This window comes from Zoogloea dura, assembly GCF_012927165.1.
Classification (GTDB): domain Bacteria; phylum Pseudomonadota; class Gammaproteobacteria; order Burkholderiales; family Rhodocyclaceae; genus Zoogloea; species Zoogloea dura.
Genome location: NZ_JABBGA010000009.1, coordinates 145,589 through 170,722, shown reverse-complemented (window position 1 = coordinate 170,722; position 25,134 = coordinate 145,589). Strand labels below are relative to the sequence as shown.

General features: G+C 67.1%; 25 protein-coding genes. 20 read left to right on the top strand and 5 right to left on the bottom strand.

The window, feature by feature from the left end; all coding sequences use genetic code 11:
• Positions 1–33: 33 nt before the first annotated feature.
• Together HHL15_RS13255 and HHL15_RS13250 are read left to right on the top strand one after the other, a co-directional pair.
• The gene (locus tag HHL15_RS13255; RefSeq protein ID WP_169146254.1) at positions 34–1,116 is read left to right on the top strand and encodes a 4-oxalomesaconate tautomerase; all 1,083 of its coding nucleotides are present in this window, start codon (positions 34–36) and stop codon (positions 1,114–1,116) included.
• 99 nt (positions 1,117–1,215) lie between these two features.
• Positions 1,216–2,589: an MFS transporter gene (locus HHL15_RS13250; protein ID WP_169146253.1), complete on the top strand. Its 1,374-nt coding sequence runs from the start codon at positions 1,216–1,218 to the stop codon at positions 2,587–2,589.
• A 75-nt stretch (positions 2,590–2,664) separates the two neighbouring features.
• Here HHL15_RS13250 and HHL15_RS13245 read toward each other — a convergent pair whose 3' ends face one another.
• The 3 genes from HHL15_RS13245 to HHL15_RS13235 all read right to left on the bottom strand — a co-directional run bounded on the left by HHL15_RS13245 (position 2,665) and on the right by HHL15_RS13235 (position 5,497).
• Positions 2,665–3,222, bottom strand: a complete 558-nt coding sequence (locus HHL15_RS13245) for an antibiotic biosynthesis monooxygenase (RefSeq protein ID WP_169146252.1) — start codon at positions 3,220–3,222, stop codon at positions 2,665–2,667.
• Between the two features lie 64 nt (positions 3,223–3,286).
• On the bottom strand, positions 3,287–4,171 hold the full coding sequence (locus HHL15_RS13240) for a helix-turn-helix domain-containing protein (protein ID WP_169146251.1): 885 nt from the start codon (positions 4,169–4,171) through the stop codon (positions 3,287–3,289).
• Between the two features lie 129 nt (positions 4,172–4,300).
• Positions 4,301–5,497 carry a 4-hydroxybenzoate 3-monooxygenase gene (locus tag HHL15_RS13235; RefSeq protein WP_169146250.1) on the bottom strand — a complete coding sequence of 399 codons (1,197 nt, stop codon included), beginning with the start codon at positions 5,495–5,497 and terminating at the stop codon, positions 4,301–4,303.
• 285 nt (positions 5,498–5,782) lie between these two features.
• Here HHL15_RS13235 and HHL15_RS13230 point away from each other — a divergent pair, with 285 nt between their 5' ends.
• The 9 genes from HHL15_RS13230 (at position 5,783) to HHL15_RS13190 (ending at position 14,242) form a co-directional block, all read left to right on the top strand.
• Positions 5,783–6,811 (top strand): amidohydrolase family protein, encoded by a 1,029-nt coding sequence (locus HHL15_RS13230; protein WP_169146249.1) that lies wholly within the window; start codon positions 5,783–5,785, stop codon positions 6,809–6,811.
• Positions 6,812–6,852: 41 nt separating this feature from the next.
• The gene (gene ligK / locus HHL15_RS13225; RefSeq protein ID WP_169146248.1) at positions 6,853–7,548 is read left to right on the top strand and encodes a 4-carboxy-4-hydroxy-2-oxoadipate aldolase/oxaloacetate decarboxylase; all 696 of its coding nucleotides are present in this window, start codon (positions 6,853–6,855) and stop codon (positions 7,546–7,548) included.
• Positions 7,549–7,560: 12 nt separating this feature from the next.
• Positions 7,561–8,478, top strand: a complete 918-nt coding sequence (locus tag HHL15_RS13220) for an amidohydrolase family protein (RefSeq protein WP_169146247.1) — start codon at positions 7,561–7,563, stop codon at positions 8,476–8,478.
• Between the two features lie 53 nt (positions 8,479–8,531).
• Complete coding sequence (ligA, locus tag HHL15_RS13215; RefSeq protein WP_169146246.1) at positions 8,532–8,963, top strand: protocatechuate 4,5-dioxygenase subunit alpha; 432 nt, start codon at positions 8,532–8,534, stop codon at positions 8,961–8,963.
• Positions 8,964–8,965: 2 nt separating this feature from the next.
• Positions 8,966–9,820: a class III extradiol dioxygenase subunit beta gene (locus tag HHL15_RS13210; protein ID WP_169146245.1), complete on the top strand. Its 855-nt coding sequence runs from the start codon at positions 8,966–8,968 to the stop codon at positions 9,818–9,820.
• Positions 9,821–10,792 (top strand): Gfo/Idh/MocA family oxidoreductase, encoded by a 972-nt coding sequence (locus HHL15_RS13205; protein WP_169146244.1) that lies wholly within the window; start codon positions 9,821–9,823, stop codon positions 10,790–10,792.
• A gap of 139 nt (positions 10,793–10,931) precedes the next feature.
• Positions 10,932–11,918: an aldo/keto reductase gene (locus HHL15_RS13200; RefSeq protein WP_169146243.1), complete on the top strand. Its 987-nt coding sequence runs from the start codon at positions 10,932–10,934 to the stop codon at positions 11,916–11,918.
• 25 nt (positions 11,919–11,943) lie between these two features.
• Complete coding sequence (locus HHL15_RS13195) at positions 11,944–12,900, top strand: AEC family transporter (RefSeq protein ID WP_169146242.1); 957 nt, start codon at positions 11,944–11,946, stop codon at positions 12,898–12,900.
• A 22-nt stretch (positions 12,901–12,922) separates the two neighbouring features.
• Positions 12,923–14,242, top strand: coding sequence for an MFS transporter (locus HHL15_RS13190; protein WP_169146241.1), 1,320 nt, complete (start codon positions 12,923–12,925; stop codon positions 14,240–14,242).
• Between the two features lie 8 nt (positions 14,243–14,250).
• Here HHL15_RS13190 and HHL15_RS13185 read toward each other — a convergent pair whose 3' ends face one another.
• Complete coding sequence (locus HHL15_RS13185) at positions 14,251–15,168, bottom strand: LysR family transcriptional regulator (protein WP_169146240.1); 918 nt, start codon at positions 15,166–15,168, stop codon at positions 14,251–14,253.
• Positions 15,169–15,315: 147 nt separating this feature from the next.
• Between HHL15_RS13185 and HHL15_RS13180 the strand changes: the two genes are divergently transcribed.
• The 3 genes from HHL15_RS13180 to HHL15_RS13170 all read left to right on the top strand — a co-directional run bounded on the left by HHL15_RS13180 (position 15,316) and on the right by HHL15_RS13170 (position 17,573).
• Positions 15,316–15,669, top strand: a complete 354-nt coding sequence (locus HHL15_RS13180; RefSeq protein ID WP_169146239.1) for a protocatechuate 4,5-dioxygenase subunit alpha — start codon at positions 15,316–15,318, stop codon at positions 15,667–15,669.
• A 3-nt stretch (positions 15,670–15,672) separates the two neighbouring features.
• Complete coding sequence (locus HHL15_RS13175; RefSeq protein WP_169146238.1) at positions 15,673–16,524, top strand: class III extradiol dioxygenase family protein; 852 nt, start codon at positions 15,673–15,675, stop codon at positions 16,522–16,524.
• Between the two features lie 188 nt (positions 16,525–16,712).
• A complete protein-coding gene (locus HHL15_RS13170) occupies positions 16,713–17,573 on the top strand; it encodes a VOC family protein (protein WP_169146237.1) in 861 nt (286 codons plus the stop codon).
• A gap of 1,025 nt (positions 17,574–18,598) precedes the next feature.
• On the opposite strand, the gene HHL15_RS13165 is transcribed toward HHL15_RS13170, so the two are convergent.
• On the bottom strand, positions 18,599–19,777 hold the full coding sequence (locus HHL15_RS13165; RefSeq protein ID WP_169146236.1) for a porin: 1,179 nt from the start codon (positions 19,775–19,777) through the stop codon (positions 18,599–18,601).
• Between the two features lie 566 nt (positions 19,778–20,343).
• Here HHL15_RS13165 and HHL15_RS13160 point away from each other — a divergent pair.
• The 6 genes from HHL15_RS13160 (at position 20,344) to HHL15_RS13135 (ending at position 25,096) form a co-directional block, all read left to right on the top strand.
• On the top strand, positions 20,344–20,916 hold the full coding sequence (locus tag HHL15_RS13160) for a TRAP transporter small permease (RefSeq protein ID WP_169146235.1): 573 nt from the start codon (positions 20,344–20,346) through the stop codon (positions 20,914–20,916).
• 18 nt (positions 20,917–20,934) lie between these two features.
• The gene (locus HHL15_RS13155) at positions 20,935–22,212 is read left to right on the top strand and encodes a TRAP transporter large permease subunit (protein WP_169146234.1); all 1,278 of its coding nucleotides are present in this window, start codon (positions 20,935–20,937) and stop codon (positions 22,210–22,212) included.
• Positions 22,213–22,293: 81 nt separating this feature from the next.
• Positions 22,294–23,304 (top strand): TRAP transporter substrate-binding protein, encoded by a 1,011-nt coding sequence (locus HHL15_RS13150; RefSeq protein ID WP_169146233.1) that lies wholly within the window; start codon positions 22,294–22,296, stop codon positions 23,302–23,304.
• Positions 23,305–23,347: 43 nt separating this feature from the next.
• Positions 23,348–24,088, top strand: coding sequence for a TerC family protein (locus tag HHL15_RS13145; protein ID WP_169146232.1), 741 nt, complete (start codon positions 23,348–23,350; stop codon positions 24,086–24,088).
• Positions 24,089–24,101: 13 nt separating this feature from the next.
• Positions 24,102–24,530, top strand: a complete 429-nt coding sequence (locus HHL15_RS13140; protein WP_169146231.1) for a universal stress protein — start codon at positions 24,102–24,104, stop codon at positions 24,528–24,530.
• 143 nt (positions 24,531–24,673) lie between these two features.
• Complete coding sequence (locus HHL15_RS13135) at positions 24,674–25,096, top strand: universal stress protein (protein ID WP_169146230.1); 423 nt, start codon at positions 24,674–24,676, stop codon at positions 25,094–25,096.
• Positions 25,097–25,134: the final 38 nt, after the last annotated feature.

Here is a 25,134-nt window from a genome sequence, read left to right as displayed (position 1 = left end):
TTGCCGGCACGGGTGCAGGGCAAGAATGTGCCCATGCAAACGCCAATCAAAACCTGCTTCATGCGCGGCGGCACCTCCCGGGGGCCCTTCTTCAAGGCTTCGGACCTGCCTGCCGACATGGCCACCCGTGACCAGGTGCTGCTCGCCGTGATGGGCTCGCCCGACCGGCGCCAGATCGACGGCCTGGGCGGCGCCCACCCCCTCACCAGCAAGGTCGGCATCGTGTCGACCAGCACCCTGCCGGGGGTGGACCTGGAGTTCCTGTTCGCCCAGCTGCAGCCTGATAAGGACACCGTGGACACCACCCCCAACTGCGGCAACATGCTGGCCGCGGTGGTGCCCTTTGCCCTGGAGTCCGGCCTGCTCGAGGCCCGTGGCGAGACCAGCACCTTCCGCGTGCTGACCCTCAATACCGACATGCAGTGCGACATCACCGTGGCCACCCCCGGCGGCCGGGTGGAGTACGAGGGGGAGGCGCGCATCGACGGCGTGCCCGGGAGTTCATCGCCGATCACCATCAACTTCCTGGATACCGCCGGGTCGGTGTGTTCCGGCCTGCTGCCCACCGGCAAGGTCCGTGACCTGATCGACGGGCTGGAGGTGAGCTGCATCGACAACGGCATGCCGCTGGTCATCCTGCGGGCCGCCGATGTGGGCCGCACGGGCTACGAGAGCGTGGCCGAGATGAACGCCGACACCGAACTGAAGGATCGCCTGGAGCGCCTGCGCATCGCCTGCGGCCACGCCATGGGCCTGGGCGACGTGACCCAGCGCAACTATCCCAAGATGACCCTGGTGGCACCGCCCCGCGATGGCGGCAGCCTCACCACCCGCAGCTTCATTCCCCATGTCTGCCACGACGCCATCGGCGTGCTGGCAGCGGTCACCGTGGCCACCGCCTGCGTGCTGGATGGCTCGGTGACGGAAGGCATCGCCCGCGTTCCGGGCGGTGCCGTCAGATCCGTTTCCGTCGAACACCCCACCGGGGAGTTTTCGGTGGAGCTGGAACTCGACTCCGCCAACCCGCAAAACGTCACCCGCGCAGCCTTGCTGCGCACGGCCCGCCTGATCATGCGGGGCGAGGTCATGGTGCCGTCGGCGGTGTGGAAGGGTTGAGCAGGCAAAAAAAGCCTGAACGCCGCAAGGCGCAACAATAAAACCCATAAATAATCCGCGAATGGCTGCGCCCCTGCGGGCGTGGCAAGGAGACAAACAATGACCCGCAACCAGGACGTGGACGTCCAGCAGTTCCTCGACCAGCACCCGTTTTCCGGCTTCCAGTGGCTGGTCTTCGGGCTGTGTTTCTTCATCGTGCTGCTGGACGGTTTCGACACCGCCGCCATCGGCTACATCGCGCCCTCGCTGATCAAGGAGTGGGGTGTGTCCAAGCCGGCCCTGGCGCCGGTGCTCAGCGCGGCGCTGTTCGGCCTGGCCGCCGGCGCCCTGTCGGCCGGTCCGCTGGCCGACCGCTTCGGCCGCAAGCGCCTGCTGGTCGCCTCGGTGCTGCTGTTCGGTGTGGCCTGCCTGGCCTCGTCCTTCGCCTCAAGCCTGACCGAGCTGACCGTGCTGCGCTTCATCACCGGCATCGGCCTGGGCGCGGCGATGCCCAACGCGGTGACGCTGATGAGCGAGTACTGCCCCGGTGCGCGGCGCGCCACCCTCACCAACGCCATGTTCTGCGGCTTTCCGCTGGGGGCCTCCCTGGGCGGCTTCCTGGCGGCCTGGATGATCCCCCAGTGGGGCTGGCGCAGCGTGCTGCTGCTGGGCGGCATCGCCCCGCTGGTGCTCACCGTGGCGCTGCTCTTCCTGCTGCCGGAGTCGGTGCGCTACATGGTGGCCAAGGGCTTCCCGGTGGAGCGCATCCGGGCGGTGCTGGCGCGTATCGGTGCCTCGGCGGCCAATGCCGGGCGCTTCGTGCTGAGCGAGCAGTCGGCCGCCGGGTCGGCCGGCAGCGGCGTGGGGGTGGTGCTGTCGCGGGCCTACGTGGTCGGCTCGGTGTCCCTGTGGGTGGCCTATTTCATGGGCCTGGTGATCTTCTATGCGCTGATCAACTGGATGCCGGTGCTGTTCAAGGATGCCGGCCTGGCGCCCCGCGATGCGACCCTGATCTCGGCCCTGTTCCCGCTGGGCGGCGTCGGCGCCATCCTGTTCGGCTGGCTGATGGACCGCTTCAACGCCAACCGGGTGATCGCCATCGGTTACGCCCTCACCGCGCTGGCGATCTTCGCCATCGGCCAGGTGGTCGGCAACGTGGGCCTGCTGGTGGCCGTGGTGTTCGGCGCAGGGGCGATCATGAACACCGCCCAGTCGTCGATGCCGGCCCTGGCGGCGGCCTTCTACCCGACCCGCGGACGGGCCACCGGGGTGGCCTGGATGCTCGGCATCGGCCGCTTCGGCGGGATCGCCGGTTCTTTCCTGGTGGCCCAGCTGTCGGCCATGCAGATGCGCTTCGACCAGATCTTCACGGTGGTCGCCATCCCGGCCTTCATCGCCGTGGCGGCCCTGCTGGTCAAGCAGGCGGTGCACCCGGAGAAGGCTGGCAATGGAGGCAATGGACGCGGCAAGGCCACGGAGGTGGCGGCCCACTGAGGCGGTGACAGGCTTGATCGGAGCTGCCTGACAAAGAGCCCGGAGAGATCCGGGCTCTTTGTCATTGAATCATCATCAAGTACGTGTGAGCCAGCCCTTGAACCGGCCGACCAGGCGGGGCATGACCAGCCAGGTCATCATCAGCACGGCAAGCCCGGTGATGATCGCGGTGCGGACCAGGAAGGGCAGGGCGCCCAGCAGCGGCGCGACAAAGAAGAGCAGCAGTGACACCGTCGGGAAGATCCCCAGCCAGGTCAGCGCGGCCATCTTCCAGCGCACCGGAGGCTGGTTGCCGGGTGCCGCAGGCAGCGCAAACCAGGCTTCCAGGCCGGTCAACAAGCGGTAGTCGGGGTCGCCGTCGGCCACCGTGCTGAGGCGCTCGTGCCATTGCTGGCGGGCTTCGGAGGCGTCCCAGCGGTCGAGGTCGGCCTGGGAGGCGAAGCGCATGACGACCTGGTAGACCTCATCGGGCCCCTGGGGCGGGATCAGGTCGGCGCCGAGAAAGCCGGGGAACTTGCCGGTCTCGGCGAACATGCCGCGCACCACGGCCTCGTAGGCGGATTCGCAGCCGGGCTTGGCCTTGCGTTTGGCGATGCGGCTGATGGGGGAGGCGGCAGTCGGGCTTGCGCTCATGTGGGGTGTCTCGGTAAGGGCAGCGGCCGCATTGTCGCCCAATCGGCGGCCGCTGGGCAGGGCCTCACTCCCCCTGGCTGTGCCGGTACAGGGACGGGCTGAGCCCGGTGCGGCGCTTGATGAAGCGGCAGAAGTAGGCCGGGTCGTCGAAGCCCAGGCCGGCGGCTACCGCGGTGACCGGCTCGGTGGTGTACAGGAGCTGGCGGCAGGCCTCGCGGGTGACCCGCTCGTGGATCATGTCGAGGGCGGTGAGCCCGCACTGTTCCCGGGTCAGGCGGTTCAGGCGCGGGCTGCTCATGCCCAGCTGGGCAGCGTAGCGGGCCACCGGCCAGTGCTCGGTATGGTGGGCCTCGACCAGCAGGGCGAAGCGGGTGAACAGCGCCTGGTGGCCGGATGCCCGCGGGTTGGCGGCCTCGTCGCGGACCAGGGCCTGGGACAGGTGCCACAGGATCGCCTGGCTGAGCCAGTGCAGGACGGGGGAGCCGCCGAGGCCGGGGGTCAGGAAGCTGGCGGTGAGCTCCTCGAAGAGCGTCCCGAGGCGGGTTGCCGTGCTGTCGTCCCGGGCCAGGGGCAGCACCACCGGGGCGCTGAAGAGCGTCCGCAGGGCATCCCCGGTGCGGGCCAGGTCGCCGTCGAGCAGGCCGTGGCCGCCCAGGGTCAGGACCCAGCCGCGGGTCTCCGGGGAGAAGCTGAAGCCATGCACGGTGCCGGGCGGAATGGCCACCGCGACGGGGCCGTCGGCCTCGCGCCGGCCGGTGTCGAGGGTGATGCGGGCGTGGCCGTCGGCGATCCACACGATCTGGTAGATCCCTTTGTGGATGTGCGGCTGGATCTCCCAGTCGAGGCCGCGGCTGCGCGACGAGATGTCCTCGATGTGGAACAGCTCCGGCGCGCTCTGCGCCGGGTCGCCGTAGAGGCTGAAGTTGGGAATGGACATCGACATGGACATTGCGGCACTCCGGCTGGCCGGCCACGGCGGAGAGCCGCGCGGCAAGGCAGTGTGCCTCTCGCCGCGCGGCGCCGGAAGCGCCCAGGTCACATAGCTGCTAGCGCATTCCTGTATGGCTCGGCTGCTGGATCAGACCGACTCGATGCCCTCGAAGGGCAGGCCCACGTAGTTTTCGGCCAGGGACATGGCGGCGGCGCGGGAGCTCACCACGTAGTCCAGCTGGGCGCGGCGGAAGCGGCGGGTGATGCTGTCCTCGCCCTCGAAGTCGTGGAGCATCTGGGTCATCCACCAGGAGAAGTGCTCGCCACGCCAGATCCGCTTGAGGGCCTGAGTGGCGTAGGCGTCGAGGCCGGCTTCGCTGTCCTGCCGGTAGTAGGTGGTGATGGCGCGGCTCAGCAGCACCACGTCGCCGGCCGCCAGGTTGAGGCCCTTGGCGCCGGTGGGGGGCACGATGTGGGCCGAGTCGCCGGCCAGGAACAGGCGGCCGTGGCGCAGGGTCTCGCAGATGAAGCTGCGCATGGCGATGATGCCCTTCTGGAAGATCCGTCCTTCCTTCACCTGCCAGCCGTCGCCGTTGGCCAGGCGGGCCTGGAATTCGGCCCAGATCCGGTCGTCGGACCAGTTGTCCACGTGGTCGTTGGGGTCGCACTGGAAGTACATGCGCTGCACCGTCTGGCTGCGCGTGCTGAGCAGCACAAAGCCGCGTTCGCTCTGGGCGTAGATCAGCTCGTCGCTGGACGGCGGCGCTTCGCACAGGATGCCGAACCAGCCGCAGGGGTAGGCCTTGAGGTGCTCCTGGCGCAGGGCCTGCGGGATGGCCTGGCGGGACGGGCCGTGAAAGCCGTCGCAGCCGCCGATGAAGTCGCAGCGCAGCTCGTGGGCGGCGCCATCCTTCTCGTAGCGGATCGACGGCGTGGCGCTGGTCACGTCATGCAGGCTGACTGCAGTCACGCCGAACTCGATGCTGATGCCAGCCGCCAGCACCGCCGCCACCAGATCCTTGATGACCTCGTGCTGCGGATACACCGTGATGGTCTTGCCGCCGGTCAGCTCCGGCAGGTCGATGCGGTGGCGGCGGCCGCCGAAGGCCAGCTCGATGCCTTCGTGGACAAAGCCCTCCCGGTCCATCCGTGCGCCCACGCCCAGCTGGCGCAGCAGTTCGGCGGTGGGGTGCTCCAGCACGCCGGCCTTGATGGTGGCTTCGATGTCTTCGCGGCTGCGCTGCTCCAGCACCGCGCTGGCGATGCCCTTGCGCTGCAGCAGCAGGGCCAGCAGCAGGCCGGCCGGGCCAGCGCCGATGATGCCCACCTGGGTTGTCGTCTTCATGATCGTGTCTCCGTGTCTTATTGGGGGATCGGTTCCGGGCCCCATTCCGGGCGCCGCCGGAACCGTGTGGCAAGACTAAGGACAGGGCGGAGCAGCGTGAATGGACGAAAAGGCAGGCGGACTTGGACTTTTTGAACGTCTTGCCGGAAGAGGGCCTGGCGGTGTCCGTTATCGCAAGTTGCGATATCTGCTAGTGCGCCAGCTTGCTATTGAATGAACCGGGGCGCACCGACAATGGCACCCATACCTCAACGCATACCCACCCCGCCCCAGGAGAGCCAGACCATGATCATCGACATCCACGGCCACTACACGACGGCACCGAAGGCGCTGGAGGCGTGGCGCAACCGCCAGATCGCCGGCATCAAGGACCCGTCGGCGATGCCGAAGGTCTCGGAGCTGAAGATCAGCGACGACGAGCTGCGCGAGACCATCGAGAGCAACCAGCTGCGCCTGATGAAGGAGCGGGGCTCCGACCTCACCATCTTCTCGCCACGGGCCAGCTTCATGGCCCACCACATCGGCGACTTCAATGTCAGCGCCACCTGGGCGGCCATCTGCAATGAGCTGTGCTACCGGGTCAGCCAGCTCTTCCCCGACAACTTCATCGGCGCCGCCATGTTGCCGCAGAGCCCGGGCGTCGATCCGGCCAGCTGCATCCCCGAGCTGGTCAAGTGCGTCGAGGAATACGGCAACGTCGGCATCAACCTCAACCCGGACCCGTCCGGCGGCCACTGGACCAGCCCACCGCTGTCCGACCGCCACTGGTACCCCCTCTACGAGAAGATGGTGGAGTACGACATCCCGGCCATGGTGCACGTGTCCACCAGCTGCAACTGCGCCTTCCACACCACCGGCGCCCACTACCTGAATGCGGACACCACCGCCTTCATGCAGTGCCTCACCTCCGACCTGTTCAAGGACTTCCCGACCCTCAGGTTCGTGATCCCCCACGGTGGCGGTGCGGTGCCCTACCACTGGGGCCGCTTCCGCGGGCTGGCCCAGGAGCTGAAGAAACCGCTGCTCACGGAGCATCTGCTGGGCAACATCTTCTTCGACACCTGCGTCTATCACCAGCCCGGCATCGACCTGCTGACCAAGGTGATCCCGGTGGACAACATCCTGTTCGCCTCGGAAATGATCGGCGCCGTGCGCGGCATCGACCCGGAGACGGGCCACTACTACGACGACACCAAGCGCTACATCGAAGGCACCCTGAACCTCTCCGCCGAGGAGCGCTTCAAGGTGTACGAAGGCAATGCCCGCCGCGTCTATCCGCGCCTCGACAGTGCGCTGAAGGCCAAGGGCCTCTGATTGCCCCGCATCGATTCACACAGAAAACCAGGAGACTCCAGATGACCCTCCCCATGAACACCCTCGGCGTCGTCAAGCGCCACATCGAGCGCGCCGACCCGGCTGCCGTTGCAAAGCTGTCGCGCTTCGGCGTGGCCACCATCCACGAAGCGATGGGCCGCGTCGGCCTGATGAAGCCGAACATCCGCCCGATCCACACCGGCGCCCACCTGTGTGGCCCCGCCGTCACCGTGCTGATGCAGCCGGGCGACAACTGGATGCTGCACGTGGCCGCCGAGCAGATCCAGCCGGGCGACGTGGTGGTGGCGGCGTGCACCGCCGACAGCACCGACGGCTTCTTCGGCGACCTGCTGGCCACCTCCTACCAGTCCCGCGGTGCCCGGGGCCTGGTCATCGACGGCGGCGTGCGCGACGTCAAGGACCTCACCGCCATGGGCTTTCCGGTGTTCAGCCGGGCCATCCATGCCAAGGGCTGCACCCGCGCCACCCTGGGCTCGGTGAATGTGCCGGTGGTGTGTGCCGGTGCGGTGGTCAACCCGGGTGATGTGGTGATCGCAGACGACGACGGCGTGGTGGTGGTGCCCGCCGCCATCGCCCAGCAGGTGGCCGATGCCGCCGAGGCCCGCGAGAACAACGAGACCGCCAAGCGCGCCCGCTTCGCCGCCGGCGAGCTGGGCCTGGACATGTACTCGCTGCGCGAGCCCCTCGCGAAAGCGGGCCTGAAGTACATCGACTAAGGCGGGACAGACATGGAATTCACCAAGACCCCCGGCTGGCTCGACTGGTTCTCCGGCCCGTCCAAGCCCCGCTTCCAGCTGCCCGCCGGCGCTGTCGATGCCCACTGCCACGTGTTCGGCCCGGGGGCAGAGTTTCCCTTCGCCCCGGAGCGCAAATACACCCCGTGCGATGCCTCCAAGCACCAGCTCTTCGCCCTGCGCGACCACCTGGGTTTCGAGCGCAACGTGATCGTGCAGGCCACCTGCCACGGCGCTGACAACCGGGCCCTGGTGGATGCGCTGCAGAGCTCCGGCGGCAAGGCCCGCGGCGTGGCCACGGTGAAGCGCAGCATCACCAACCAGGAACTGCACGACCTCCATGCCGCCGGCGTGCGCGGGGTGCGCTTCAACTTCGTCAAGCGCCTGGTGGACTTCACCCCCAAGGATGAGCTGATGGAGATCGCCGCCCGCATCGCCCCCCTGGGCTGGCACGTGGTGATCTACTTCGAGGCGGTGGACCTGCCGGAGCTGTGGGACTTCTTCACCGCGCTGCCGACCACCGTGGTGGTGGACCACATGGGCCGCCCGGACGTGAGCAAGCCCGTCGATGGGCCGGAGTTCGAGCTCTTCCTCAAGTTCATGCGCGAGCACGGCAACGTGTGGAGCAAGGTGAGCTGCCCCGAGCGCCTGTCCGTCACCGGCCCCCGGGCCCTCGATGGGGAACGGAGCGCCTACCGGGACGTGGTGCCCTTCGCCCGCCGCGTTGTCGAGGCGTTCCCCGACCGCGTGCTGTGGGGCACCGACTGGCCGCACCCCAACCTCAAGGACCACATGCCCGACGACGGCCTGCTGGTGGATTTCATCCCCCACGTGGCGCCCACCGCCGAGCTGCAGCAGAAGCTGCTTGTGGACAACCCCAAGCGACTTTACTGGCCCGAAGAATCACAATGACCGTCCCACCGGGGGCCCCACGCAGGGCCCGCGGGGAAGGCAGGAGACACAACATGGCGCTCGACAAGCCCTACAAGGACGTACCCGGCACGACCATCTTCGACGCGGATCAGTCGCGCAAGGGTTACCACCTCAACCAGTTCTGCATGTCGCTGATGAAGGCCGACAACCGCGCCCGCTTCAAGGCGGACGAGCGGGCCTACCTGGACGAATGGCTGATGACCGAGGATCAGAAGCAGGCCGTGCTGGCCCGTGACCTGAACCGCTGCATCGCCCTGGGCGGCAACATCTATTTCCTGGCCAAGATCGGCGCCACCGACGGCAAGAGCTTCCAGCAGATGGCCGGCAGCATGACCGGCATGAGCGAAGAGCAATACCGCGACATGATGATCAAGGGGGGCCGCTCCGTCGAAGGCAACCGCTACATCGGCGAGGACGGCGACGCCCAGGCCCATCATCAACCGCAAGGCGGCAAGAAGGACTGACCATGGCCAAGATCACCGCATCCGTTTACACCTCCCACGTGCCGGCCATCGGCGCCGCCATCGACACCGGCAAGACCACCGACCCCTACTGGGTGCCGCTCTTCAAGGGCTACGAGCCGTCCAGGAGCTGGATGGAAGCCAGCAAGCCGGACGTCATCTTCCTGGTCTACAACGACCACGCCACGGCCTTCAGCCTGGAGATGATCCCGACCTTCGCGATCGGCTGCGCGGCCGAGTTCAAGCCCGCCGACGAAGGCTACGGCCCGCGCCCGGTGCCCACCGTCATCGGCCACCCGGAACTGGCCTCGCACATTGCCCAGTCGGTGATCCAGGACGACTTCGACCTGACCATCGTCAACAAGATGGACGTGGACCACGGCCTCACCGTGCCCCTCAACCTGCTGTGCGGCAGCCCCGACGCCTGGCCCTGCCCGGTGATCCCCTTCGCGGTCAACGTGGTCCAGTACCCGGTGCCCTCGGGCCGGCGCTGCTACAACCTGGGCAAGGCCATCCGCAAGGCCATCGAATCCTATGACGAAGCCCTCAAGGTGCAGATCTGGGGCACCGGCGGCATGAGCCACCAGCTGCAGGGCCCGCGCGCCGGCCTGATCAACCGCGAATGGGACAACGCCTGGCTCGACACCCTGATCGCCGATCCGGAAGCCGCGGCGGCCGTGCCGCACATCGACTACGTGCGCGAAGCCGGCTCCGAAGGCATCGAGCTGGTCATGTGGCTGATCGCCCGCGGCGCCATGGACGACGTGGCCGGCGGCCCGGCTCCCAAGCTCGCCCATCGTTTCTACCATGTGCCCGCCTCCAACACCGGCGTGGGCCACCTGATCCTGGAGAACCAATAAATGAACGCCAACACCAAGACCATCAAGGTCGCCCTGGCCGGCGCCGGCGCCTTCGGCATCAAGCATCTGGACGGCATCAAGAACATCGACGGTGTCGAGGTCGTGTCCCTGATCAGCCAGGACCTCGATGCCACCCGTGAAGTGGCCGCGAAGTACGGCATTCCCCACGTCACCGCCGAGCTGGACGAAGCCCTGGCCCTGCCCGAAGTGGATGCGGTGATCCTGTGCACCCCCACCCCCATCCACGCCGCCCAGGCCATCGCCTGCCTGAAGGCCGGCAAGCACGTGCAGGTGGAGATCCCGATGTGCGACATCCTCGCCGAGGGCGAGGAGGTGGTGCGCCTGCAGCAGGAGACCGGCCTGGTCGCCATGTGCGGCCACACCCGCCGCTTCAACCCCAGCCACCAGTACGTGCACAACAAGATCGCCGGCGGCGAGTTCAACATCCAGCAGATGGATGTGCAGACCTACTTCTTCCGCCGCAGCAACATGAACGCCCTGGGCCAGCCGCGCAGCTGGACCGACCACCTGCTGTGGCACCACGCCGCCCACACGGTGGACCTGTTCGCTTACCAGACCGGCAGCCCCATCGTGCAGGCCAACGCCATCCAGGGCCCGCCGCACCCGACCCTGGGCATCGCCATGGACATGTCGATCCAGCTGAAGGCGGCCAACGGGTCCATCTGCACCCTCAGCCTGTCCTTCAACAACGACGGCCCGCTGGGCACCTTCTTCCGCTACATCGGCGACACCGCCACCTACATCGCCCGCTACGACGACCTGTTCAATGGCAAGGAAGAGCAGATCGACGTGTCGAAGGTGGATGTGTCGATGAACGGCATCGAACTGCAGGACCGCGAGTTCTTCGCCGCCATCCGCGAAGGCCGCCAGCCCAACGCCAGCGTTGCCAGTGTGCTGCCGTGCTACAAGGTATTGCACCAGCTCGAACAGCAACTGGCGGCAGGCGCATAAGGCTACTGCGCACCCCGATCCCGCGATTCCGGTACTCGACGTACGCATGTACGTCTCCGTTCCTCGTCACGGCCTCGGGGCGCTCGCTACGCTTTCTGCGCCTGCCGCAGCTCAACAATCCAACCCAAGGAATTCGCCCATGAAACGCAAGCTCGGTCCCTTCCAGGTGTCGCCCATCGGTCTCGGCTGCATGAACCTCAGCCACGCCTACGGGGTGCCGCCAGCGCCGGAGGAGGCGGCCGGGCTGTTGCTGCGGGCGCTGGAGCTGGGCGTCGATTTCTTCGATACGGCGGCGCTGTATGGTTTTGGCGCCAACGAGCGGCTGCTTGGCAAGGTGCTGGCGCCGCACCGCTCGCGCTTTGTGCTGGCGACCAAGTGCGGCATGCACGGGGTGGACGGCAAGCGTGTCATCGACGGCCGGCCGGAGACCATCCGGGCCAGCGTCGAGGCCAGCCTGAAGCATCTGCAGACCGAGGTGATCGATCTGCTCTACCTCCACCGCCGGGATTTTTCGGTGCCCATCGAGGACAGTGTCGGCGCCATGGCGGGCCTGGTGGAGGCCGGCAAGGTGCGTACCCTGGGCCTGTCGGAGGTGTCCGCCGCCACCCTGCGCCGGGCCCATGCCGTGCACCCCATCACGGCGCTGCAGACCGAGTATTCCCTGTGGACCCGCAATCCCGAGATCGCGGTGCTTGATGCGTGCCGCGAGCTGGGGGTGGCCTTCGTCGCCTTCAGCCCGGTGGCGCGCGGCTTCCTGTGCGCGCCGATGGACGTGAACGCCTTCGACGCCAAGGACATCCGCCGCGCCATGCCGCGCTTCCAGCTGGACAACTACGCCGCCAACCTGCGCTTGTTCGAGGCCTATCGCGGCGTCGCCGACGAGTTTGGGTGCACGCCGGCCCAGCTGGCCCTGGCCTGGCTGCTGGCCAAGGGCGAGGACATCGTGCCGATCCCCGGCACAACCTCGGTGGCGCACCTGGAGGAGGACCTCGGGGCGTTGCAGGTCAGCCTCAGCGCCGCGCAGGTGGCCCGCCTGGATGCGCTGATCAACCAGCAGACGGTGGTGGGCACCCGCTACAACGCACCGACCCAGACCGAGATCGATACCGAGGAATTTCCGGCCTGATCCCGCCCGGACCCAGGCCCCGCCCATGCTCGAAATCCTGTCCATCACCGCGCCCATCTTCATCCTGATCGCCGTGGGCTACGTCGCCGTGAGGGTGCAGTTCTTCCCCCGGGCCGGCCTGGCGGCGCTGGGGGCCTTCGTGGTGCGCATCGCCTTGCCGGTGCTGGTCTTCAAGTCGATCTCCCGGCGCACCTTTGCCGAGGTGATGAACTTCCCCTACCTGGGCGCCTACCTGTTCGGTTCCCTGGTCGTGCTCGGCATCGGCCTGTGCTGGGCGCGCCTGGTGCGCGGCAAGGGCATGGAGCAGGCCAGCCTGCTGGGCATGGGCATGTGTTGCGCCAACAGTGCCTACGTGGGTTACCCGGTGGCGGCGCAGGTGATCGGGCCGACGGCCTCGATGGCCCTGGCCCTGAGCATGATCGTCGAGAACATGCTGATCCTGCCGATCTGCCTGGCTCTGGCGGAGAGCGGCGGGGCCCGCCACGAGCCCTTCCTGCGGGTCTTCGGGCGCGCGGTGTTCGGCCTGCGCAAGAACGCCCTGGTGATCGCGATCTTTGCCGCCTTCGTGTTTTCGCTGTTCTCGATCGGCCTGCCGGCGCCGGTGGATCGGGTGGTGGACCTGCTGGCCGGGGCTTCGGCACCGGTGGCCCTGATCTTCATCGGCGGCACCCTGGTGGGCCTGCCCCTGCGCAATGCGCTGGTGGACATGGGGGCGGTCAGCTTCGGCAAGCTGGTCCTGCACCCGCTGGCGGTGCTCGGCGGCCTGTGGCTGTTCGGGCCGGTCGACCCGGTGCTGGCGGCCGGGGCCGTGCTGCTGGCCAGCGCGCCGATGCTCAGCATCTACCCCATCTTCGGCCAGAAGCATGGTGAGGAAGGCTTCTGTGCGGCGACCCTGATGGTGGCCACCCTCTCGTCCTTTGTCACCGTGGCGGGGGTTATCTGGCTGCTGCACAGCGGTGGCCTGATCGCGGCCGTGCCCTGACGCCGGCGTGGAGGAGCAAGGCATGAGTCCGAGCGCGTCTGCATCTCCGGCCGGCCTGGCGGCCCGCCTGCGCGGCGCCCTGGCGGTGGGCCGGGTGCGCTGGGGCATGCTGGCCCTGGTGTTCTTTGCCACGACTCTCAACTACATCGACCGGGCGGCCCTGGGGGTGATGCAGCCGGTGCTGGCCAAGGCCATGGCGTGGACGGCCCAGGACTACGCCAACATCAACTTCTGGTTCCAGCTCGGCTACGCCATCGGCTTTGCGGTGCAGGGCCGCTTCATCGACCTGGTGGGGGTGCGACGGGCCTTTGCCCTGGCGGTGCTGCTGTGGAGCCTGGCAGCGGCGGCCCATGGGCTGGCCGCGTCGGCTGCCGGTTTCATGGTGTGTCGCTTCTTCCTGGGGCTGACCGAGGCGGCCAACTACCCGGCCTGCGTGAAGACCACCCGGCTGTGGTTTCCGGCCGGGGAGCGGGCGCTGGCCACCGGCATCTTCAACGCCGGGACCAATGTGGGGGCCATGCTCACGCCGCTGCTGCTGCCGCTGATCCTCAGCGTATGGGGCTGGCAGGCGGCCTTCTTCGTGATCGGGGCGCTGGGCGGGGTGTGGTTGCTGTTGTGGCTGGGGAGCTACCACAACCCGGAGACCCATCCGCGGCTCGGCCCGGCGGAGCGGGCCTGGATCCAGGCCGACCCGGAGCCGCCGCCGCGCCGCGTGCCCTACGCACGGATCCTGCGCCTGAGGGGCACCTGGGCCTTTGCCCTGGCCTTCGCCATGACCGCGCCGGTGTTCTGGTTCTACCTTTACTGGCTGCCGCCCTTCCTCAACCAGCAGTACGGGCTGGGTATCAGCGTGACCCAGATGGGGATTCCGCTGATTGTCATCTACCTGACCGCCGATGTCGGCAGCGTCGGCGGCGGAGCCCTGTCGTCGCTGATGATAGGCCGCGGCATGGCGCCGGTGCGGGCGCGCCTGCTATCCATGCTGATCTGCGCGGCCTGCATCACCGCCATCGTGTTTGCCGGCGGGGCGGGCAGCCTGTGGCTGGCGGTGGCGGCGATCTCCCTGGCCATCGGCGCCCACCAGGCGTGGACGGCCAACATCTGGAGCCTGGTGATGGACTACACGCCGCGCCACATGGTGGGCTCGGTGTTTGGTTTCGGCGGCATGCTGGGCTCGGTCGGTGGCATGTTCATGACCCAGCTGGTCGGCCATGTGCTGACCGTGAGCAACAACAATTACGAGCTGCTGTTCAGCCTGATCCCGTGCTGCTATTTCGTGGCCCTGGGCTGGCTCTACCTGATGGCGCCGCGGCAGCTGATGGCCGTGCCGGAGAGCGATTGAACGGTGTGTCAGCCCGCCGCGCTGCCGGCGAGGGCGGCCGGCACCAGGGCCTCCAGCTCGGCCCGCAGCCAGCAATGGGCCGGGTCGTGACGGTGGCGCAGGTGCCAGATCAGGTACATGGGCATGGGCGGGCAGGGCACCGGCAGGGGGCTGCTGGCGAACTCGCGCAGCAGGCCGCTGCCGAGCAGCCCCGGCGCGGTGGCCAGGCGCGCGCTGCCGCGCAGGAAGGAGGGAATGCCGGCAAAGCCGGGCACCGTGGCGACGAAGCGGCGCTGGATGCCGCGGGCGGCCAGCACGGTGTCGATGTCCAGGCTGCGGCGCGGCTCGTAGAGCACCGTGACATGCTCGGCCGCCAGGTAGTCGTCGAGGCCGGCGGGGGCCGCGCGCCGGGCCGGGTCGTGGAAGACCCGGTAGGTGTCGTCGAACAACCGCTTCTGCAGGATGTCGCCGGCCTCCGGCGGGCGGGGCGAGATGGCCAGCTGGCAGTGTTCGTCGCGCAGCATCTCGGCGCTGGGCACGTCGGAGGGGATGACCCGCAGGGTCACGCCCGGCGCGGCGTCGCGCAGACGGTCGAGCAGGCGGGGCAACAGCAGGTCGCGTTGGAGGTCGTTGGCGGCGATGGTGAGGGTGCTGACCAGCCGCGCCGGGTCGAACTCGGCCGCGGTGGCGAAGCGGCGCAACTCGTCGAGCAGCACGCGGGCGTGCACGGCCAGCTCCTCGGCGCGGGCGGTGGCCACGATGCCGCGCCCGGACTTGACGAAGAGCGGGTCGCCGACGATGCCGCGCAGCTTGTCCAGGAGGTGGCTGACCGCCGACTGGGTGACGCCCAGGCGTTCCGCGGCGCGGGTGATGGAGCCTTCGTCGATGACGGCGACGAGGAGCTGGAGGAGGCGGCCGTCAAGGCTCAAATGATCGAATTGGCTCATGGGAGGATTCAAGGATGACGGATTTATCCATGTTATGGGAAGGGGCACCATTCATTCCGTCGTCACGCCCGGATACGTACCCGAATACATGCCCGTATTCATATCCGGATCGATATCCGAATCCCTACCCATACCAAGGAGACATTGATGGCTACAGCGAAGGTGCGCCGGGTCATTCCGGGAACGCCCCTGTTCGACGGGGAGGCGGCCCGCAAGGGTTACGCCCTCAACAAGATGTGCTACTCGTTCAATCTGGCCGACAACCGGGCCGAGTTCGTGCGCGACGAGGCCGCCTATTGCCGCAAGTATGGCCTCGATCCGCAGCAGCGGGCGGCGGTGGAGAAGCGCAATGTGCTCGACCTGATCGCGGCGGGCGGCAATGCCTATTACCTGGCCAAGTTCGCCGGCATCTTCGGCCTGGACATGCAGGACATCGGAGCCCAGCAGACGGGCATGAGCAAGGAGGCCTTCCAGGCCCGTTTGATCGAGGCGGGGAAATAAGCCATGGCAAGGATCGTAGGCGGTATCGTGACCTCCCATGTTCCGGCGATCGGCCGGGCCATTGCCGGCGGGCTGCAGCAGGAAGCTTACTGGAAGCCCTTCTTCGACGGCTTCGCGCCGGTCCAGCAGTGGCTGGCCGAGGTCAAGCCCGACGTGGCGGTGGTGATCTACAACGATCACGGCCTCAACTTCTTCCTCGACAAGATGCCCACCTTCGCGGTCGGCGCCGCGCCGCAGTACAGCAACGCCGACGAGGGCTGGGGCATCCCGACCCTGCCGGCCTTCCCCGGCGACCAGGACCTGTCCTGGCACCTGATCGAAGAGCTGGTGGCCAAGGAGTTCGACCTGACCACCTGCCAGGAAATGCTGGTGGATCATGCCTTCACCCTGCCCATGAAGCTGCTCTGGCCGAATGCCGGCGAGGCCTGGCCGGTGCGCACGGTGCCGGTGTGCATCAACACCGTGCAGCACCCGCTGCCCTCGGCCGGGCGCTGCTTCAAGCTCGGCCAGGCGATCGGCGAGGCGGTGGCGTCCTGGGATGCCGACGCCCGCGTGGTGGTGATCGGCACCGGCGGCCTGTCGCACCAGCTGGACGGGGAGCGGGCCGGCTTCATCAACAAGTCCTTCGACCTGGAGTTCATGGACAGCCTGGTGAACGATCCGGCCTGGGCCACCCGCTACTCGGTGGAGGAGCTGATCGAGCTGACCGGCACCCAGGGCATCGAGCTGCTGATGTGGGTGGCCGCCCGCGCCGCCCTGGGGGGCGTGGACCAGGTGCGCAAGCTGCACGCCAACTACCACATCCCGATCTCGAACACGGCCGCCGGCCTGATGCTGTTCGAGAGCAAGGACTGAAACCGGGCTACCCCGCCATGTGCGGGGTGGGCTCGCCGACGGTGAAAGGCACCGCTGGACCCTTCCTGGGTCTGGCGGTGCCTTTTGCGCATGGACACGCCGCTCCGCTCCTCGGAACGGGGGTACAACCATGCCATTATTGAATCGGCCGGCCTTTTGCGATGCCGGCCCGACAGGGAGGAGACAGCATGGAAAATGACAAGCCCACCACCGGCCAGCCGGTGATCGAAGGCATCGAGTTCGTCGAATACGCCACCCGCCAGCCCGAGGCCTTCGGGGCGGTGCTGGAGGCCATGGGCTTCCGTCCGGTGGCCCGCCACCGCTCGCGCAACGTCCTGCTCTACCGCCAGGGCGATGTGAACGTGATCATCAACTCGGACGCCAGGGCCCTGGCCCGCGAGCCGGGGGCCCGCGCCGACGTGGTGCTCAAGGCCCTGGCCTTGCGGGTGGGCGACGCCGGCGAGGCCTACCGCCATGCCCTGGAATGCGGTGCCCACCCGCTGACCTCGCGGGCCGGCCCGATGGAGCTGAACATCCCCGGCATCCACGGCCCCGGCGGCGCCGTGCTGTTCCTGCTCGACCGGCGCGCCGGCGTGCCCTTCTACTGGGTTGATTTCCTGCCCCTGCAGGATGCAGACTTCAACGTGCCGCCGGTGGCCGGCGTGCATTTCTTCGGTGTCGTGCAGTACATCCTGCAGGGCGAGACGGATAAATGGTGCGACTTCTACGGGCAGATGCTGGGCTTCACGCGGCTGGCCGAGGGCGTGCATTTCGGCGTGCTGCCGCGCGGGGCGATCATGAAGAGCGCCTGCGGAGGTGTCTTCATGCAGTTCGTGGAGCCGCCGGCCGGGTCTGACTTCGTGCATTGGCAGGAGGGCTTCGTGCGCGTCGGCCTTGGCGTGCCGGACGTCGAAAGGGCCGTGGCCGAGCTGGAGGCGCGGGGCATCCGCTTTGTCGATGCGTCCCTGCTGGGCAACCGGGAAATGGGCGCGCTGACCTGCACCCTGGTGGGCGGCACCCAGTTCGAGCTGGTGCATCACGAGGTCTGAGAAACAGGTCGAAGCCCCGTCGACGGGGCTCGCCACCCCGTGAATCCGGCTTTCGGCCCCGTGCATTGACTTGCGCGGGGCATGGATATGGCTCGCAGGCCTGGATAAATGCCTGGCCGGCCTGGATTAATGGCTGGCAGGTCCGGATATGTGGCTTGGAGCTACTTTCATGGGGCTGGCAGCCCCGTGCGTGGGCCTGGCAGGGGTGGGGGCAGGGGGGGATTAATTGGCCTGTTGAGCCTTTTCTGGTCGGCTTTCCGTTGTTTTGAGTTGGATTGGCCGGGATTTCGCCCCGGCGGGCGCCCCCTTTCTTTGCGTCGCCAAAGAAAGGGGGAAAGAAAGGCGACCCGGCTTCCCCGGTCGTTCGCGTTGCGAACGACTCCCCTGCGCTGCTCGCATCGGGCGGCCGGCGCGGAACTCGTCGGCTGCGCCTCCTCAGACAGCCGCGCCGGAAGGCCCCGCCCGCTGCTGCGCTGCTCGGCGGGTCAGAACGGGCTCTTACCGGGCACCGAGCCTCTGCGGAAAGGCCGGTGGATGCGGGACGTTGGGGTTTGCTTTTCCCCTGAAAGCCAACCCGTGCTTCAGCAAACGCGCGGTGTTTGCGAAAAGCCCGTTCCGACCCGCCGAGCAGCGGAACGGCAGGCGGGGAAGTCCGGCGCGGCTGTTTGAGCCCGAAGGGCGAGTTCCGCGCCGGCCGCCTGCCGTGAGCAGCGCAGGGCAGTCATTCGCGTAAGCGAATGACCGGGGAGGCGGGTCGCCTTCTTTGCCTCCTTTCTTGGCGAAGCAAGAAAGGAGGTCGCCCGCCGGGGCGAATTCCCGGCCAATTCAACGTGGAAAAAAGAAAGCCGACCAGCCAAGGCTCCACGCACAAATACGCCGGGTCAAAGTAGCACGCAGTTCTTCCAGACCCGCCCACCCGCCACGCGCGAAAAAAAACGGGCATCCACCGGATGCCCGCATAACGCGAGGAGAACAACTCGTTGCTGCAAGAGAACCCGCCGCCCGGGGCTGCGGGGTGATGCCGATCAGAACCTGTACACGAAGCCCAGCTGCACGCCGCGGATGCTCTCGCCATTCACGTCGGCGGCGGCGCTGTAGTTCTTGGGCAGGCCGGCGGAGCCCGCCGGGCGGAAGCCGGCGTTCTTGTCGTTGTCGATGACATCCACCAGGGCGTACACCATGGTGTCCTTGAAGATGTCGTAGTAACCGCCGATGGCCCAGCCGGCGGCGTTCTTGCCGGTGTTGGAGGTGTCGTCGATGCGGCCGTAGAGGGCGCCGACGCGCAGCTTCGGGGTCAGCTTGTAGTCGGCCGACAGTTGGTACACGTTGTAGTAGGTGTTGGCGCCGGTGTTGGTGCCGGTGACCAGGGAGCCGGTGTTGCCAAGGGGCGAGCCGCCGTTGTTGAGCAGGCTGGCGGAGGGGCAGGGCGCGGTGCTGCTGGAGCAGGCGGTGGCGTTGTTGTTGCTGCGGATGTAAGCCGCGTAGATCTTGCCCTTGCCGTAGTCGTAGTTGGCGTAGAAGTTGTTGTACATCACGGTGCGGTCCACCGTGGCGCCATTGGGGGCCTTGCCGCCGATGCCGGCGTAGCCGACCCGGAAGGGGCCGTTTTCGTAGTCGGCGGCGAGCTGGTAGACGCCCTGGTTGGCGGTCTCGTTCTCCTTGGCGCCCTGGAAGGAGTAGTGGGCTTCCAGCAACAGGCCGCTCATGCGGTTGGAGATCCACGCCAGGTCGCTGTCGTAGCGCGAGGGGACGCCGAAGATGTTGACCACCGAGCCCATGGTGCGGGCAGTGAAGTCGATGTAGCTGCCGCGATAGAACACCGCGGTGTTCTGGCGGCCGGCGCGGAATTCGCCGTACTGGGTCTTCAGGCCCACCCAGGCCTGGCGGTCGAACAGGCGGGTGGTGTCGGCCTGGGAGCCGTTGGTGATGTTGAGGCCCTGCTCCAGCTGGAACTTGACCGACATGCCGTCTTCCACCGGCTTTTCGCCGCGCACGCCGACCCGGGTGCGCAGGTAGCCGCCTTCTTCCAGTGCATTGAGGCTCTTGCCCGAGCTGCTGCGCATGAAGTTGAGGTACTGGTCGATGTTGCCGTACAGGTTGAAGGTGGCACCGCCGACTTCGATCGGGGGCAGCTCGGCATGGGCGCTGGCGGCGCTCAGGGCGGCCAGGCTGGCCAGGACGGTGCTGATGGTCTTTGCGTTCATTTGCCTACTCCTCTGTTGTTGTGTCATCCGCCAGCCGGGCCGTTTCGGGGCCGCTGCTGCGCGATGTGTCTCCGGTCATACCGACCAGCTCGGGTCAGCACGGGGCGGACTTTACAGAGGACGATCCGGGCGATAACCCGGTCAAGAGCAGAGTTTGCGCGCTGATCGCGCGTGCTTGCGCGATTGCCGCTCAGCTTCGATTTCAGGCGGAGGCATGTGGAGAGCAGGGGGCCGGGAGTCGGTTTTCCAGGCCTCATGGAAACCTTTTGGCGGTACGAACGCAGCGATTTCCCTGAATTTCGATCTATTGCGCCGCAGCATTGAAGCTGAGCGGCTATCGCGCACCTGTGCGCGTTGTTCGCGCAACACCGCTTTTCACCTGATTCTTCCGCCCGCCCCGCGTCGATAAGCTGCGTCCCATGCTGAATCGCCCAGGGTGTCTTGGAAATTCTTGGGAATGCGAGCCCTGGAGCGAAGCCCGGCAGCCGGTCATCAAGAGCCGGCCCCGGTGCCCGCCGTTCCGCCGGGACGCGATGGGCGACAGCCTGTTCCCTAAGGAGGAGTCAATGAAAAAGATCGTCGATGGATATTTCCATCTGCTGAAAATGCTGATCGCCCTGTGCCTGGCCGTGATGGTGGTGCTGGTCTTCGGCAACGTGGTGTTGCGTTACGCCTTCAACAGCGGCATTCCGGTTTCCGAGGAGTTGTCCCGCTGGCTCTTTGTGTGGCTGACCTTCCTGGGGGCTCTGGTGGGCATGAAGGAACACGGCCACCTGGGGGTCGATTCCCTGGTGTCCCGTCTGTCCCCGTTCGGCAAGAAAGTCTGCCTGGTGGCCAGCCAGCTGCTGATCCTCGGTGTGTTGTGGTTCCTCTTCTCCGGCAGCCTGGCCCAGACCCAGATCAACCTGGACGTGCAGGCCCCGGCATCCGGCCTGTCGATGGCCTGGTTCTACGGCATCGGCCTGGTGTTCAGCGTGACTGCGGCCGGCATCGTGCTCAATGACCTGTACCGGGTGCTGGCCGGCAAGTTGCAGGACCACGAGCTGGTGATGGTGACCGAGTCGGAGGAACTGGCCGAAGTGGCCCACCACCACGGCCAGGTGTCCGCACCGTCCTCCATCGCCAGCACCGCCAAGTAAGACCCCGGGAGACTGATCATGACGATTACCGTATTTCTCGGCTCCCTGCTTGGCGCGATGGCGCTGGGGATGCCCATTGCCTTTGCCCTGCTCGTCTGCGGCCTGGCCCTGATGTACCACCTGGACATGATGGATGCCCAGATCATCGCCCAGAACCTGACCAATGGCGCCGACAGCTTTCCGCTGATGGCCGTGCCCTTCTTCATGCTGGCCGGCGAGATCATGAATACCGGCGGCCTGTCGAAGCGCATCGTCAATGTGGCCATGGCACTGGTCGGTCATGTCCGGGGCGGCCTCGGTTATGTGGCCATCCTGGCGTCCTGCCTGCTGGCGGCCCTGTCGGGGTCGGCCGTGGCGGACGCGGCGGCGTTGTCGGCTCTGCTGGTGCCGATGATGGTCGGCGCCGGGCACGATCGGGCCAAGTCCTGTGGCTTGATCGCGGCGGGCGGCATCATCGGCCCGATCATCCCGCCTTCCATCGGTTTCATCGTCTTCGGTGTGGCGGCCAACCTGTCGATCTCCAAGCTGTTCCTGGCTGGCATCTTTCCCGGCCTGCTCATCGGCCTGTCCCTGGTGGCGGCCTGGTGGTGGGTGGCCCGTGACGAGAATCTGGCTCCTCCTCCGCGCAAGAGCGCCGGCGAAGTGCTGAAGACCCTGGCCGATGGTTTCTGGGCCCTGATGCTGCCGCTGATCATCATCTTCGGGCTCAAGTTCGGCATCTTCACGCCGACCGAGGCGGCCGTTGTGTGCGCCGTGTATTCGCTGTTCGTGGCCGTGGTGATCTACCGCGAGCTGAAAGTCAGCCAGATCTACGGGGTGCTGGTGGCCGCGGCCAAGACTACGGCGATCGTGATGTTCCTTGTCGCCGCGGCGCTCGTCTCCGCCTGGCTGATCACGGTGGCCGACCTGCCGGGCCAGATCGTCGAGCTGCTCGAGCCCTTCATGGGCAACAAGATCCTGCTGATGTTCGCAATGATGATGGTGGTGGTGATCGTTGGTACGGCCATGGACATGACGCCGACCATCCTGATCCTGACCCCGGTACTCATGCCCATCGTCCTGAAGGCCGGCATCGACCCGATCTACTTCGGCGTGCTCTTCATCATCAACAACGCCATCGGCCTGATCACCCCGCCGGTGGGCACCGTGCTCAACGTGGTGGCCGGGGTCGGCAAGGTGAGCATGGACGATCTGATGAAAGGCGTCTGGCCCTTCATGCTGGCCGAACTGCTGGCCCTGCTGCTGATGATCCTCTTCCCGCCGCTGGTGATGGTGCCGGCCAGCTGGTTCAACTGAGTTCGGCTCCCTGACATAACGGGCGCGGTCGCCGGGCTGACCGCAACAGGCAAGTCCATACAAATAGACAGGAGACACCCCATGATCCGTTTTACCCGTCGCGCCTTCGTGCTGGCCCTGGCCGCACTGCTCCCGATGACCGCCGCCCAGGCTGCGGACATCAAGGAGCGGACCCTCAAGTTCGCCTTCCAGAACAACAAGGGCCACCCCCAGGAAATGGGCGCCCAGAAGTTCGCCGAACTCGTCGCAGCCAGGTCCGGCGGCAAGATCAAGGTCAAGCTCTTCCCGGGCGGCCAGCTCGGCGGCGATGTGCAGACCATTTCGGCAGTGCAGGGCGGCACCATCGAGATCAGCGTGCTCAACTCGGGCATCCTGCAGAGCCTCAGCAAGGAGTTTGCGGTATTCGATTTCCCCTTCCTGTTCGCCAATCCGCAGGAGGCTGATGCCGTGACCGACGGCGCCTTCGGCCAGGGTCTGCACGCCAAGCTGGCGCCCAGGGGCCTGGTCGGCCTGGGCTACTGGGACCTCGGCTTCCGCAACATCACCAACAGCAAGCACCCGATCACCCGGGTGGAAGACATCGCCGGCCTCAAGCTGCGGGTGATCCAGTCGCCGATCTACGTGGACATCTTCACCGCCCTGGGCGCCAACCCCACGCCGCTGGCCTGGCCGGAGGTGTATAGCGCCCTCGAGCAGAAGGCGGTGGATGGTCAGGAGAACCCCAACACCACCATCCGCACGGCCAAGCTGAACGAGGTGCAGAAGCACCTGGCCCAGACCCGTCACATCTACAACCCGCAGTCCCTCATCTTCAGCAAGAAGCTCTGGGATACCCTGAGCGCCGATGAGCGGAAAATCATCACTGACGCCGCCACCGAGGCCACTGCCTACCAGCGCCAGGTGTCCCGCCAGCAGGCCAATGAGGCGCTGGAGGACCTGAAGAAGGCCGGCATGCAGGTGACCGAGATCGCGCCGGCCGAGCTGCAGCGCATGCGTGACAAGGTCAAGCCGGTGGTGGAAAAGTACAGCGCATCGGTCGGTGCAGAGACGGTCAAGACCCTCTACGCCGAGATCGCCAAGGTTCGCAAGTAAATCAGCACGGGGCGTACCGCGCCCCTCAGGAAGGAAGGACGCAATGCAAGAGTTCGTTTTCGACCATGCCTTCTGGATCGCCCTGATCCAGATCATCGGCATCGACATCGTGCTGTCGGGCGACAACGCGGTGGTGATCGCCCTGGCGGCCCGCTCGTTGCCGGAGGCCGATCGCCGGCGGGCGGTGATGTGGGGCAGCAGCGCGGCGGTGGTGATGCGGGTGACCCTCACCATCGTGGCCGCCGAGCTGCTCCGCCTGCCGCTGCTGAAGGTGGCCGGGGCCGGGCTCCTGCTGTGGATCGCCGTGCAGCTGCTGCTGCCGGAGGACGAAGGCGAAGGCGAGGGCCAGATGGTCAAGGGCGGTTTCATCGCCGCCATCAAGACCATCATGATCGCCGACCTGGTGATGAGCATGGACAACGTGGTGGCCATCGCCGGGGCATCCAAGGGCAGCCTGCTGCTGCTCATCTTCGGCCTGGGGCTGAGCATTCCGCTGGTGGTGTTCTCGAGCACCTTCCTGATGAAGGTGATGGAGCGCTTCCCGGTGGTGGTCACCGGCGGTGCCGCGCTGCTGGGCTTCGTGGCCGGCGAGATGGTGGTCAGCGACCTCTTCCTGGGGCCGTGGATCGATGCCAACGCGGCCTGGCTGCACCGGGCCCTGCCGCTTGCCGGCGCGGTCTTCGTGGTCTCGGTCGGCAAGCTGCTGGCCGCCCGCAAGGCGCGCAAGGCGGCCCTCGAACTGTCCCTGGGGGAGGCTTCCCCCGAATCCGGCACACCCCGTTGAAGGAGGCGCATTCATGAGCAAGATCCTGATTCCCGTTGATGGCTCCGAAGCGTCCGCTGCGGTGCTCAAGGCGCTTCCCGCCTGGCTTGCCCGTCTGGCCGGACCGGCGGAGATCCACCTGATCAACGTGCAGCACCCGGTTGGCCAGGACGTGGGCCAGTTCGTCGGTCACGACAAGCTCCAGGACTTCCACCGGGAGGAGGGCCTCAAGGCCCTGGCCGCGGTGCATGCGGGGCTGGCCGCCGCCGGCATCGAGGCCAGCCGCCATGTGCTGGTGGGCGAGGACGCGGCGGTGGTGATCAGCGGCTTTGCCCGCGAAAAGGGCTGTGACGAGATCTTCATGACCACCCACGGGCGCGGTGCGCTGGCCAAGCTCTTCCTGGGCTCGATCGCCGCCGAGGTGGTGCGCCTCGCCGACGTGCCGGTCACCTTGGTGAAGTGATGCCGGCCGGGGTGCGCTGAAGCCCGGCCACCCCCCAACCCGATCCTGATTGATGACGCCGAACCTCCGGTTTCCACCGGAGGGAGGGCCCCTGCGCGCCGATTTCCTTGAAACCGGGCCTGCGCCCCACGAAAGGACATGCCATGTACACCCACATCCTGTTGCCGACCGATGGCTCGGAGCTGTCCCACAAGGCCGTGCTGCACGGCATCCAGTTGGCCCGGGCGACCGGCGCCCGCGTCACCGGCCTGTGCGTCGTCCTGCACGCCATGACCCCCCGGGGCTTGGGCGACACCATGGTGGGCGACGCCCAGCTCAACGCCAATGCCGAAATGTTCCTGGCCTTTGTCGCCGACGAAGCGAAGAAGGCCGGCGTGCCCTGCGACTGCTTCTTCGTCAGCGGTGACTCGGTGGCCGAGGAGATCGTCCGGGCTGCCGACAGCACCGGCTGCGACCTGATCTGCATGGCCTCCCACGGCCGGCTCGGCTTGCGCAGCCTGCTGATGGGCAGTGAAACCACCAAGGTTCTTCATTACAGCAAGGTGCCGGTGTTGATCAGCCGCTGAGGCGCCGACACCCCACCGCAATAAAGGAAACACAGACC

Bases quoted from the DNA above. Each gene is read 5' to 3' on its own strand.
- HHL15_RS13255 (WP_169146254.1), top strand. From the start codon at position 34: ATGCAAACGCCAATCAAAACCTGCTTCATGCGCGGCGGCACCTCCCGG.
- HHL15_RS13250 (WP_169146253.1), top strand. From the start codon at position 1,216: ATGACCCGCAACCAGGACGTGGACGTCCAGCAGTTCCTCGACCAGCAC.
- HHL15_RS13245 (WP_169146252.1), bottom strand. From the start codon at position 3,222: ATGAGCGCAAGCCCGACTGCCGCCTCCCCCATCAGCCGCATCGCCAAA.
- HHL15_RS13240 (WP_169146251.1), bottom strand. From the start codon at position 4,171: ATGTCCATGTCGATGTCCATTCCCAACTTCAGCCTCTACGGCGACCCG.
- HHL15_RS13235 (WP_169146250.1), bottom strand. From the start codon at position 5,497: ATGAAGACGACAACCCAGGTGGGCATCATCGGCGCTGGCCCGGCCGGC.
- HHL15_RS13230 (WP_169146249.1), top strand. From the start codon at position 5,783: ATGATCATCGACATCCACGGCCACTACACGACGGCACCGAAGGCGCTG.
- ligK (WP_169146248.1), top strand. From the start codon at position 6,853: ATGACCCTCCCCATGAACACCCTCGGCGTCGTCAAGCGCCACATCGAG.
- HHL15_RS13220 (WP_169146247.1), top strand. From the start codon at position 7,561: ATGGAATTCACCAAGACCCCCGGCTGGCTCGACTGGTTCTCCGGCCCG.
- ligA (WP_169146246.1), top strand. From the start codon at position 8,532: ATGGCGCTCGACAAGCCCTACAAGGACGTACCCGGCACGACCATCTTC.
- HHL15_RS13210 (WP_169146245.1), top strand. From the start codon at position 8,966: ATGGCCAAGATCACCGCATCCGTTTACACCTCCCACGTGCCGGCCATC.
- HHL15_RS13205 (WP_169146244.1), top strand. From the start codon at position 9,821: ATGAACGCCAACACCAAGACCATCAAGGTCGCCCTGGCCGGCGCCGGC.
- HHL15_RS13200 (WP_169146243.1), top strand. From the start codon at position 10,932: ATGAAACGCAAGCTCGGTCCCTTCCAGGTGTCGCCCATCGGTCTCGGC.
- HHL15_RS13195 (WP_169146242.1), top strand. From the start codon at position 11,944: ATGCTCGAAATCCTGTCCATCACCGCGCCCATCTTCATCCTGATCGCC.
- HHL15_RS13190 (WP_169146241.1), top strand. From the start codon at position 12,923: ATGAGTCCGAGCGCGTCTGCATCTCCGGCCGGCCTGGCGGCCCGCCTG.
- HHL15_RS13185 (WP_169146240.1), bottom strand. From the start codon at position 15,168: ATGAGCCAATTCGATCATTTGAGCCTTGACGGCCGCCTCCTCCAGCTC.
- HHL15_RS13180 (WP_169146239.1), top strand. From the start codon at position 15,316: ATGGCTACAGCGAAGGTGCGCCGGGTCATTCCGGGAACGCCCCTGTTC.
- HHL15_RS13175 (WP_169146238.1), top strand. From the start codon at position 15,673: ATGGCAAGGATCGTAGGCGGTATCGTGACCTCCCATGTTCCGGCGATC.
- HHL15_RS13170 (WP_169146237.1), top strand. From the start codon at position 16,713: ATGGAAAATGACAAGCCCACCACCGGCCAGCCGGTGATCGAAGGCATC.
- HHL15_RS13165 (WP_169146236.1), bottom strand. From the start codon at position 19,777: ATGAACGCAAAGACCATCAGCACCGTCCTGGCCAGCCTGGCCGCCCTG.
- HHL15_RS13160 (WP_169146235.1), top strand. From the start codon at position 20,344: ATGAAAAAGATCGTCGATGGATATTTCCATCTGCTGAAAATGCTGATC.
- HHL15_RS13155 (WP_169146234.1), top strand. From the start codon at position 20,935: ATGACGATTACCGTATTTCTCGGCTCCCTGCTTGGCGCGATGGCGCTG.
- HHL15_RS13150 (WP_169146233.1), top strand. From the start codon at position 22,294: ATGATCCGTTTTACCCGTCGCGCCTTCGTGCTGGCCCTGGCCGCACTG.
- HHL15_RS13145 (WP_169146232.1), top strand. From the start codon at position 23,348: ATGCAAGAGTTCGTTTTCGACCATGCCTTCTGGATCGCCCTGATCCAG.
- HHL15_RS13140 (WP_169146231.1), top strand. From the start codon at position 24,102: ATGAGCAAGATCCTGATTCCCGTTGATGGCTCCGAAGCGTCCGCTGCG.
- HHL15_RS13135 (WP_169146230.1), top strand. From the start codon at position 24,674: ATGTACACCCACATCCTGTTGCCGACCGATGGCTCGGAGCTGTCCCAC.